9 protein-coding genes and 1 pseudogene are annotated in these 10,309 nt (G+C 70.0%); 9 read left to right on the top strand and 1 reads right to left on the bottom strand.

Going from position 1 to position 10,309, the window contains the following annotated elements:
• From ACJ73U_RS43685 to ACJ73U_RS43660, 6 genes and pseudogenes are all read left to right on the top strand, one after another.
• Positions 1-268 (top strand): annotated as a pseudogene (locus ACJ73U_RS43685) (2,3-diaminopropionate biosynthesis protein SbnA); the annotation flags it as partial.
• 3 nt (positions 269-271) lie between these two features.
• Positions 272-1,276, top strand: a complete 1,005-nt coding sequence (gene sbnB / locus ACJ73U_RS43680; RefSeq protein ID WP_407783686.1) for a 2,3-diaminopropionate biosynthesis protein SbnB — start codon at positions 272-274, stop codon at positions 1,274-1,276.
• 3 nt (positions 1,277-1,279) lie between these two features.
• Positions 1,280-2,218 carry an ornithine carbamoyltransferase gene (locus ACJ73U_RS43675; RefSeq protein ID WP_407783685.1) on the top strand — a complete coding sequence of 313 codons (939 nt, stop codon included), beginning with the start codon at positions 1,280-1,282 and terminating at the stop codon, positions 2,216-2,218.
• 46 nt (positions 2,219-2,264) lie between these two features.
• Positions 2,265-2,891 (top strand): DUF2786 domain-containing protein, encoded by a 627-nt coding sequence (locus ACJ73U_RS43670; RefSeq protein WP_407783684.1) that lies wholly within the window; start codon positions 2,265-2,267, stop codon positions 2,889-2,891.
• A 154-nt stretch (positions 2,892-3,045) separates the two neighbouring features.
• The gene (locus ACJ73U_RS43665) at positions 3,046-4,197 is read left to right on the top strand and encodes an acyl-CoA dehydrogenase family protein (RefSeq protein WP_407783683.1); all 1,152 of its coding nucleotides are present in this window, start codon (positions 3,046-3,048) and stop codon (positions 4,195-4,197) included.
• Positions 4,198-4,212: 15 nt separating this feature from the next.
• Positions 4,213-5,265: an LLM class flavin-dependent oxidoreductase gene (locus ACJ73U_RS43660; protein WP_407783682.1), complete on the top strand. Its 1,053-nt coding sequence runs from the start codon at positions 4,213-4,215 to the stop codon at positions 5,263-5,265.
• A 57-nt stretch (positions 5,266-5,322) separates the two neighbouring features.
• Here the strand turns inward: ACJ73U_RS43660 and ACJ73U_RS43655 are convergent, their stop codons facing one another.
• Entirely contained in the window at positions 5,323-6,303 is a 981-nt protein-coding gene (locus ACJ73U_RS43655) for a TauD/TfdA family dioxygenase (protein ID WP_407783681.1), read from the bottom strand.
• Positions 6,304-6,559: 256 nt separating this feature from the next.
• Between ACJ73U_RS43655 and ACJ73U_RS43650 the strand changes: the two genes are divergently transcribed.
• The 3 genes from ACJ73U_RS43650 to ACJ73U_RS43640 form a co-directional block, all read left to right on the top strand.
• On the top strand, positions 6,560-7,558 hold the full coding sequence (locus tag ACJ73U_RS43650; protein ID WP_407783680.1) for a thioesterase domain-containing protein: 999 nt from the start codon (positions 6,560-6,562) through the stop codon (positions 7,556-7,558).
• Between the two features lie 146 nt (positions 7,559-7,704).
• Complete coding sequence (locus ACJ73U_RS43645) at positions 7,705-8,481, top strand: thioesterase II family protein (RefSeq protein ID WP_407783679.1); 777 nt, start codon at positions 7,705-7,707, stop codon at positions 8,479-8,481.
• The coding region (locus ACJ73U_RS43640) for an amino acid adenylation domain-containing protein (protein ID WP_407783678.1) at positions 8,478-10,309 on the top strand (1,832 nt) is incomplete at its 3' end. The genes ACJ73U_RS43645 and ACJ73U_RS43640, both read left to right, overlap by 4 nt.

Here is a 10,309-nt window from a genome sequence, read left to right as displayed (position 1 = left end):
CGACGCGGTCCGGACCTGCCGATGGCTCGCCGCGCGGTACGGGCTGTTCGCAGGCGGTTCGACCGGCACGGTGATGTCGGCGATCCTGCGCCGAGCACAGGATCTGCCGGCCGGCTCATGCGTGGTCGGCATCTCCCCCGATTTCGGCGACCGATACGCCAGGACGATCTACGACGACGCCTGGGTGACCGAGGTCTTCGGCCCGGACTGCCTCGCCGAGCCCGCCGCGGTCGCCGACAGTCCAGAACTGACCGTCGCGGGGGGCTGAGCGATGTTCACCTTCCGTGTCATGGGCGGCAAGGACATTCACACGATCATCGAGAAGTCGCGAGCCGAGATCGTCACGTGCGTGCGGGACACCTACCTCGCACACCACCGCGGGGAGACGATCAACCCGAACAGCTGTTTCCTGCGCTTCCCGGAGAAACCGAACGCGCGGATCATCGCGCTGCCCGCCCTGCTGCGCGGCGAACCTGGCACCGCGGGCATCAAGTGGATCGGCAGCTTCCCCGACAACGTGCGCAGGAACATCCCGCGCGCGTCGGCCGTCCTGCTGCTCAACGACTTCGCGACCGGGTATCCGTACGCCTGCCTCGAGGCGGCGCAGATCAGCGCGGCGCGGACCGCGGCCTCGGCCGTGCTCGCCGCGCAGGAGCTGCATGGTTCCCGATCCGCGGGCAAGGTCGCGGTGGTTGGCGGGGGCGTCATCGCCCGGACCATCCTGGAGTTCCTGCACTCGCAGGACTGGACCGTCGACCAGTTCGCCATCTTCGACACGGTGCCCGCGTACGCCGGGAAACTGGTGCACCACGCGGACGCGCTCGGCTACCCGGGCAGGGTGTCCGGCACGCTGGCCGAGGCGATCACCGACGCGGAGCTGGTGGTGCTCGCCACCACCGCGAACGAACCGTACATTGTGGACGCCTCGACGTTCCGCCCCGGCCAGACCGTGCTGAACGTGTCCCTGCGCGATATCGGCCCCGACATCATCGCCGCGTCGCACAACATCCTGGACGACGTCGAGCACTGCCTGAACGCGGCCACCGCACCCGACCTCGCGGTGAAAAAGTTCGGGCACCGCGACTTCATCGACGGGACGATCGCCGAGCTTCTACTCGGCGAGGTGACCATCGGCGACGACAAACCACGCATCTTCTCCCCCTTCGGTCTCGGTGTGCTGGACATCGCCGTTGGCCTGACGGTTCTCACGCTCGGCACCGAGACCGGCCACGCCCATGAGGTGCCGGACTTCTTCGCCGACGTCGAACGGTGGTAGCGCATGAACGAAACCAGACATCTCATCTCCCTCGACGACCTGCCCGACCCGGCCCTGTCGGACATCGTCGAGCGCGGCGCCGAACTGGCGCGGCGCGCGGCGATCGGGGCAGGCGTCGAGAGTCCCTCGCTGGTAGGCAAAATCGTCGGCGTGTACTTCCGGAAGACCTCGACGCGGACCCGGACCGCGTTCTCCTCCGGCGCTCTGCGGCTCGGTGCCGACATCATCGGGTACGGGCCGCACGATCTGCAGCTCGAAACCGGGGAGAGCACGGAGGACACGGGCCGGGTGCTGTCGGAGATGCTCGACGTGCTGGTGGCCCGCACCTCGGGCAACCCTGCCGAGCTGCGGGCCTGGGCGGAGCAACCACGGATGGCGGTGATCAACGCCATGAGCGCCGACGAGCACCCCACCCAGGCACTGGCTGACCTCACCACCCTCACCCTGCAGTTCGGCTCCGTCCGCGGGTTGCACCTGCTGTACGTCGGCGAGGGCAACAACACCGCCGTCGCACTGGCGCTCGGGCTCGCCCGGTTCCGGGACGTCGAACTGCACCTGCGCACACCTCCCGGATACGGCGTGCCCTCGGCCGTCCTCGAGCGCGCGACCGCCACCGCGGCAGGCGGCACCGTCATCCGCGAACGGCACGACCTCGACGACCTGCCGCGGGACGTCGACGTGGTTTATACGACCAGGTGGCAGACCACAGGCACCAGCAAGCCGGACCCGCACTGGCGGGAGGTGTTCGCCCCCTTCCAGGTGACCGCCGAGTTGATGGACGCCAGCCAGAAGGCGGTGTTCATGCACGACCTACCCGCCCACCGGGGCGAGGAGGTCACCGAAGAGGTGCTCGACGGGCCGGCGAGCATCGCCTTCGGCCAGGCCGCGAACAAGTTGCACAGCGCCATGGCGGTTCTCGAGTGGTGCACCGGGGTCCAATGACCGGCGGCGACTCCAGCGACGAACGATGAAGAACGGTGGAACGTTCGTGAACACGAACCTCACGGTCCGCCGGACAGCACGAGAGAACGGCCTCGCGCAGGCGTTGACCGTGCTGTGTGACGAGACACTGCCTGGTGTGCTGCCCTGTGGCCCGGGTGGGCACGCCGTCGTGCCCGCCGTGGTCGCCGCGACGGCTGACCGGATCTGGCAGGACGGCCGCGGGTACGACCGGGCCGCCGGCGGGGAAGAGCTCCTACGGCGAGGCGGCCCCCTGGTCGTGTTGCGGCACCGTCCCGGCGGCCACGCCGACACCGTCGATCACGGCGGCTGGACGTTCGGCCTGGTCTGGCTGCGGCTCGGCCTGTCAGAGGGCCTCCTCGACGGCTGCGTGCGCTACCTCGACAGCCACGCCTGCGGCGACTCCACCGTGCTGCGCCAGCAGATGGTCAAGGGTGCGGTAGCCGACGTGCTGATCGAGCAACTAGAGGTGCACGCGGTGCTGACCGGTGTGGAAGCGCCGGGCCCGGCGCACCTGCACCAGCAGATCACCGTCGCCGACCGCGCACTGCTCCGGCTGCTCGGGGCATCGGGCTACCTCGCGGACGGGGCCGGGGAGACGGCCTACCTTTCCGAGGTCCTCGCCGAGGCGTACGCGGCAGAGGTGGCGCCATGACGCTCCCTGTGTCCACCTCGGGATCGATATCAGGCCGAGTGCTACGCAACCGCACCTCAGGGGAACGTGACGCAAACCAGCCACAGGTACGTGACCAAACAGAACCCTCCATCCCCAACGCAACCAACACATTCAAGTTCGGGGAGGCGGAACGGTGACCCCGCTCGACGACGGACTGGAGCGCCTGCGCGGGCAGGTCGGCGAGTGGGCGCGCGACTTCCGCGGGCTCGCGCTCGAGTTGGACGCCGATCCGGACGCGGTGCACCGGCACCTCGACCTGCCCGCGGTCAGGTACCTGTCCACGCTCACCGTCCCGCCCGAGTGGGGTGGCGAACCGGTGGTCGCCGGTGGACGCCGGTTCCACGGCATGGCCGCGCTGGAACGCGTCGTCGTGACAGAGGAGCTGGCATGCGCCGACGCCGGGATGTTGCTCGCCTCGCCGGGACCGTCCATGAGTGGCGTACTTGTCGACCTGCTCGCCGACGACGAACAGAAGAAGTGGTTCTACGGCCGGGTACTCGATAGTCCACAGTGGACCTTCTTCGCCCTGACCGAACCGGACCACGGGTCGGACGCCACCGCACTCAGCACCCGGCTGTCCCCGGACGGACTCCTCCACGGCGCCAAGCGGTACATCGGCAACGCGACCCGGGCGAGGATCGGAGTGGTGTTCGCGCGTACCGGCCCCGGCCCGCTCGGGATCACGGCGGTGCTGGTCGACACGTGCGCGCCAGGATACTCGGCCACCCCGCTGGACATGCTCGGCCTGCGGGGCGCGCGGATCAGCGAGATGACCCTGTCGGGCATCCCGATCCCGTCGGACAGGGTGCTCGGACGGCACCTCTCACCTACCCGGCGCGGCACGTGGGCGTTCCTGCAGACCTTCAACCGACTCCGCCCTGGCGTGGCCGCGATAGCGCTCGGGATCGCCCGTGCCGCCTACGAATACGTGACCACCAACCGGTCTTGCCTGCCCCCCGCGCAGCAGAGCGCGCTGGACCGGCTGCGCCGCCGGATCGACGGCGCCCGGGCACTGATCCACCTGGCCGCGTCCACTGTGGACGCCAAGGGCGACGCCGGGTACGTCGCCTCGGCCGCGAAGGCCAGGGCGTGCCGGCTGGCGGAGGAGGCGACGCTCGAGGCGTGCGGGTTCTTCGGTCCCGGCGCCCGGCTCGACCACCCGCTGCTTGACAAGCTCTGCCGCGACGCGCGCGGGGTGGAGTTCATGGAGGGCACGGGAAACATGCAGAGGCTCAACCTCTTCCAGGGCCTCATCAAAGGAAAACTCGACCATCCCACTCGCTAGGGGAAGGGACCGCACATGGACTTCAGCCTGTTCTTCTTCGCCGACAGCGCCCCGGGCGACAACGAGTACGACCTACTGCTGGAGAGCGCACGGTTCGCCGATGCCAACGGGTTCACGGCGGTGTGGACACCGGAGCGGCACTTCCACTCCTTCGGCGGCCGGTATCCCAACCCGGCCGTGACCGGGGCCGCACTGGCCGCGGTGACCACGCGGATCGGCATCCGGGCGGGCAGTGTCGTCGCTCCCCTGCACAACCCGATCCGGATCGCCGAGGAATGGGCCGCCGTGGACAACCTGTCCGGCGGCCGGGCCGGCGTGTCCTTCGCGTCCGGCTGGCACGCCAGGGACTTCGTGCTCCGGCCGGAGACCTTCCGCGATCGCAGAAACGTCATGGCCGAGGCGGTGGAGACCGTCCGCAGGCTCTGGCGTGGCGAGGAGGTCGAGTTCGCCGGCGTGGACGGCGAACCGCAGCCGGTGCGGGTCTTCCCGAAGCCGGTCCAGCCCGAGGTGCCGGTCTGGATCACCAGTGGCGGTTCGCCTGAGACGTTCCGGATCGCCGGCCGGCTGGGCACGGGGCTGCTGACCCACCAGCTTGGTCAGACCCACGATCAGCTGGCGGACAACATCGCCGCGTACCGGGAGGAGCTGGCCGCGACGCACGGCGTGGACGCCCGAGGGCATGTTGTGGTGATGCTGCACACCATGATCGGCGACGATCGGGACGAGGTCCGCGAGGTGGTCCGCGAGCCGTTCACCGACTACCTGCGCAGCGCGTTCGACCTCATCGCGCGCGACCCCGCCGCGGGCGACGGCGATTTCGACCCGGCCAAGATGTCGGACGCGGACAAGGAGTTCCTGGTGGAGCGGGCCTTCGGCCGCTACTTCGACACCGCGGGCCTGTTCGGCACGGTGTCCGACGGCGTCGAGGTCGTACGGCGGATGACGGCCATCGGCGTTGACGAGATCGCCTGCCTCATCGACTTCGGTGTGCCACAGGACCAGGTCCTGGGCTCGCTTGGCCACCTCGGCGAGCTGCGCGAGGCGACCACCGACGTGCTGGCCGGATGAACGAAGTCCGGGGTTGGCGGGTGGGCGGACCCGCCAACCCCGGACCTTTCTCGCTCGTCATCCCAGGACGGAACCGTTGCCGTTGCGTGAGATCCGGCTGCGTCGGTGGTCGAGGTTGACGAAGACGCGGTGCAGCCACCGGTCGGTCCCGTCGTATCGCGGTCTGAACGCGATGCGTCCATGCACGACGAGCCGGTTGTCCAGGAACACGATGTCACCGGTTTCGAGGGCGAGCTCGCACTCGACCTCCTCCAACGCCTCGCGCAGGTGCGACAGTGCCCGTGCGGCGCCGGCGTCCAGCGGCGACGTGGTGTGGAAGTCCACGCAGATGTCCGGGTCGTCCGCGCTGCCCGTCAGCACCGGCTGCGGGCCGGTGCAGTCCGTCGACGTGAACGACGGCGGCGCTTCGGTGGTGAAGCGGGGCTCGCGCAGGACCATCCGATCCGTCTCGTCGAGCAACGGGTGCGCCCGACGGACGGCGGCGACGCGAGTGCCCACCCGGTGCTGGTGGGCGGCGCGCAGGCACAGCAGCCCGACGTAGTCCGGCCGGTTGGGGTGGAACGCGTTCTCCGTGTGCATCTCGAGCTCCACCGAGCCCCCGTTGCTCTGCGACTTCGCCAGCGACGGGACGGGGACGACGTTCTGCACGAGCGCGCCCTGTTTCTCCTCCCGGTAGGCGATGACCTCGCCGAGTTGCTGCCCGAGCAGCATGGCCAGTGCCGCAGGCACGGTGGCGACGTGTTCGACCGAGTCCGGCACGTTCGGTGTCGGGGGCAGTGTGTTCGCTTCGATCGGCAGGCCGGTGACCGTCAGTGTCCCGTCGGGACCGGAGTCGTGCCGGAAGCGTCGGATCGCCTCGAGCAGGCGGACCGGGAGGTGGCAGCTCATAGCACGCACCTCGGTCTGCCAACCGTCGTGGTCGACCAGCCGGGGCGCGGTACGCACGGCGCGCCCCGCGAGCGTGCTCAGGCCGGCCTGCTCGTCGTCGGTGAGTTTGAGGCTGAAGATCTGGGCAGGCCCCATGATCGCAGTAGTCAACAGATGTCTCCATCTTTCCGGCGTTTGGGGGATCCCTCGTTCGCACCAAACTCTCGCAAGGCACCCCTGCGTTTCCAGGAATCGAAACCGGCAACTCGGCGACCGAACTTGCCGCCCCGGTGCCTGGCACCGCACGGGAACGGCCCGCAAGCTGGTGCGGTCCACACTGACGACGCACAGGGGTTAAGGCAGGATGGCCGAACTGAACACAGCGGCCGCAGCAACCGCAAGGCTGTCCTGCGGCACGGTCGAACGTGTGATCTGCGAAATATGGAGCGGGTATTTCGGCCGTGCTGTTTCCCCGTACGACGACTTCTTCGACCTGGGCGGCGACTCGCTGGGCATGATCGACGTCGTCGGTCGAGCCCGGGACCGCGGGCTGCCGGTACGCAGCTCCATGGCGCTGCGGAACCCGAGTCCAGCCCGGCTCGCCGAGACCCTGACCGTCCACGCGGCGGACGCTCCCCCAATGGCGGTTCCGGCCCTCTGCGCACCCGCCCCGCGCACGCCCTTCTGGCCGACGGTCGCACTGGAACCGATCGTGTCGGGTGCGGGGACCCCCCTGTACGCCGTGCACTCCGACAGCCATGTCGAGGCGGAGCGGGACGCCATCGCGTCCTGGGGACAGCCGCGGCCCGTCCTCGGGATCCCGCTGCCCGGGACCCGCGGCCCGATCCCGCCGTTCGACACGGCCGGCGAGATCGCGGACCGGTTCCTCCCGGCGCTGGAGCGCCACGCCGGGCCGTATCGGCTGGCCGGTTTCGGTTTCGGCGCGGTGGTGGCGCTCGAGATGGCACGCAGGCTGGCCGACCGGGGAGAGGCCGTCGCGCCGCTGGCCCTGATTCGCCCGCCCGCCCTGGGTTCGGCTCCCGACCACGACGACCTGCTCCCGCGGCGGCTGGCCGAGTTGGCGCGGCGGTTCGGGTTCGACGGCACGGAGAGCCTCGATGAGATCCATACCAGGATCCGGCAGGACGGGTGGTATGACGACGACCTTCGGCCCGCCGATCTCCCTCGGCTGCAACAGAGGTGGGTCGACCTCACCCTGGCCGTGCGGTCCGGCCCGCCCGGTCGGTACGACGGCCCGGCTGTGCTCGTCCACGATCTCGCGGACCCGACGGAGGTGACGCGGACGTGGTCCGAGGCCGTCCCCCACGCCGAGGCACACGCGCTCGACCACGGGATCGACTCGCCGATGGCCATCCTGCGCGACGCGCGTCTGGCAACCATGCTGCGAAAGGCACTCGAGTCATGACACCCCCTTTGTCAACCTCGCGGCACCCAACCGCACCTCAGGGGAACGTGACGCAACCCAGCCACAAGCACGTGACCAAACAGAACCCTCCGTCCCCCAACGCAACCAACACCTATAAATGCGGGGAGGCGGAACAGGCCAGCCCGGTGTCCGGCAGGAGCAGACCCCCGGCCTCGGCGGGCAACCGGTGGTTGGCCCGCCCGCGCGGCGCGCACGAGACGACGTCGCGGATGTTCTGCGTCCCGCACGTCGGTGCGGGCGCCGCCGCCTTCAATCCCTGGATCCCTTTGCTGCCGACGGAAGTCGAGCTGTGCGGCGTCCGATTACCCGGCCGCGAGAGCCGGTTGCGGGAACCCTTGGCGGAGGACTGGCGGGAGGTCGTCGACGCGCTCCAGGAGGCGCTGACCCCACTGCTCGACCTGCCGTACGTGCTGCTGGGGCACTGTTCCGGCAGTGTGCTGACCTTTGAGCTGGGGAGAAGGCTCGTTGACGCGGGAAACCCGGCGCCGGTCATCATCGTGTTGTCCTCCGCGCCAGGGCCGAGCGTCCGTCGGATCGACGAGCCGCTGCACCTGTTGCCCCGCCAGGAGTTGCTCGAGCAGGTCGAGGCGTTCGGCGGCATGCCCGCCGAGATCCTCGACGACCCCGAGCTGATGACCTTGTTCGAACGGATCCTGCGCGCCGACTACTGGGTGGTCGAACGGTTGGAGTACTCATCGGGACCGCCGCTCGACGTGCCGATCACCGTCATCGGCGGCAAGCACGACGCGTTCGTGAGCGAGGAGTCCATGGCGGCCTGGGCCACCGAGACGACTCGGGAGTTCACCCTCCACCTGCTGGACGCCGGCCACTACATCCTCACCGAGGCGGGTCCGCTCGTCGCGGACATCATCAAGTCACACATGCCGGAGGCAGACCGGTGACCGCTGCCCACCTCCGGCTCCCGACGGCCTGGCACGGCGTCGGCAGCACCGTCCGGACCGTAAAGGTCGGGTTCGTCGACCTCGCTCCGATGGACGCCGGCCAGCTGGTCGGCGCGCACCTCGAGGTGCTGAGCACGCTCACCGAGGAGCGGGTGTTCCACACCGACGTCCACTCCGACGGTGCGGCGCACACCGAGGACTCCGAGGACCTGGCCGACCGGGTTCTCATCACCACCGGCGACAGGGTCGCGGGCGCCGAGCGGTACGGCCTGCACGTGGAGGTCCGCGACGGCGCACTCCTCCTGCACACCTCCGCGATCGCCGACGGCTACCTCCACCGGCTGGCGTTGATGTACCGCGGTGTGCTGGAAGCGATGGCCGAGGGCAGGTCCACCCTGGACGCGTACCTGCCGAGCGAGGACCGGGACCACGTGCTGGGCGACTGGGCCAGGGGCCCCTCGGTCAGCCCGGCGACCGGCACCTTCGTCGACCACTTCGGCGCACAGGCGGCCAGGACCCCGGACGCCCCGGCCGTCCAGGTCTCCGGCACGACCCTCACCTACGCCGGACTCGGCACGAGCGCCAACCGGATCGCGCGGTGGTTGCGAAGCCTCGGGGTACGCGCCGAGACCCCGGTGGGCGTGCGCCTGCGGCGCACACCGGACCTGCTGCCGGTCATCCTCGGGGTGTGGCGGGCTGGCGGCGCCTACGTGCCGCTCGACCCCGGCCTGCCCGAGCCGCGGCTACGCTACATGACCGACGCGGCCGGGTGCGCCCTGGTGATCACCGATGCGCTGCTGCGGTCCGAAGAGGACACGATCGCGGCCTTGCCCGCGACACCAGAGGACGTGCGGGTCCGCCGAGAACAGCTCGCGTACGTCATCTACACCTCCGGTTCGACCGGAAAACCCAAGGGTGTGCTGGTCCAGCACGACAGTCTCCTGAACTATCTGCTGTGGACGGTGGAGGAGTACGCGGCACGCGGCACCGGCGGGTCGGCGTTCTTCACCTCGATCGGTTTCGACCTCGGCATGCCGAGCCTGCTCACCCCGCTACTGACCGGCCAGCGGGTCGACCTGCTGCCCGACCCGCTGGACAGCGCGGACCTCGGCGAGTGCCTGGTGCGCGGCGCGCCGTACAGCTTTCTCAAGATGACCCCCGGTCACCTGAACATGCTCAGCCTGGAACTCAGCCCACAACAGGCCCGTGACCTCGCGGGCGTGGTCATCGCCGCCGGGGACGCGTTCCCAGCCGCGCTGGCCCGCCGCTGGCGCGACCTCGCCGGTCCCGGCGGCACGCTCGTCGCGACGGAGTACGGGCCGACGGAGATCACGGTCGGCAACTCCGGACAGCTGATCACCGACCCGGCGACCGATGGACTGCTGTCCCTCGGTGTGCCGATCCGGAACACCACGATGTACGTACTGACCGAAGGACTGGCGCCGGTCCCCGTCGGCGTTCCCGGCGAGGTGCACGTCGGTGGCGCCGGGGTCGCCCGCGGTTACCTCGGCGACCCGGCACTCACCGCGGACCGGTTCGTGCCAGATCCGTACGGACCACCGGGTGCGCGCCTGTACCGGACCGGCGACCGTGCCCGGTGGTCACCGGACGGGAGCCTGGAGTTCCTCGGCCGCGTCGACCACCAGGTCAAGATCCGGGGCTACCGGGTCGAACCAGCCGAGGTCCAGGCCTTCCTCCGGCGGCGGCCCGGGGTCGGTGAGGTGGCGGTGATCGCGCACGAGCAGCCACCGCGGCCCGCTCGGCTGGTCGCGTTCGTCCGCCCCGCCGAGGGCATGACCGTCGATCCGGCCGGCCTGCGCGCCGGCCT

It is taken from the genome of Actinophytocola sp., assembly GCF_045807065.1.
In the GTDB taxonomy this organism is placed as follows: Bacteria; Actinomycetota; Actinomycetes; order Mycobacteriales; family Pseudonocardiaceae; genus Actinophytocola.
The sequence above is the reverse complement of the archived record's forward strand: the minus strand, read 5'-3'. Positions and strand labels throughout refer to the sequence as shown.

Excerpts from the sequence above, each read along its gene's own strand:
- ACJ73U_RS43660 (WP_407783682.1), top strand. The coding sequence starts at position 4,213 with ATGGACTTCAGCCTGTTCTTCTTCGCCGACAGCGCCCCGGGCGACAAC.
- ACJ73U_RS43675 (WP_407783685.1), top strand. The coding sequence starts at position 1,280 with ATGAACGAAACCAGACATCTCATCTCCCTCGACGACCTGCCCGACCCG.
- sbnB (WP_407783686.1), top strand. The coding sequence starts at position 272 with ATGTTCACCTTCCGTGTCATGGGCGGCAAGGACATTCACACGATCATC.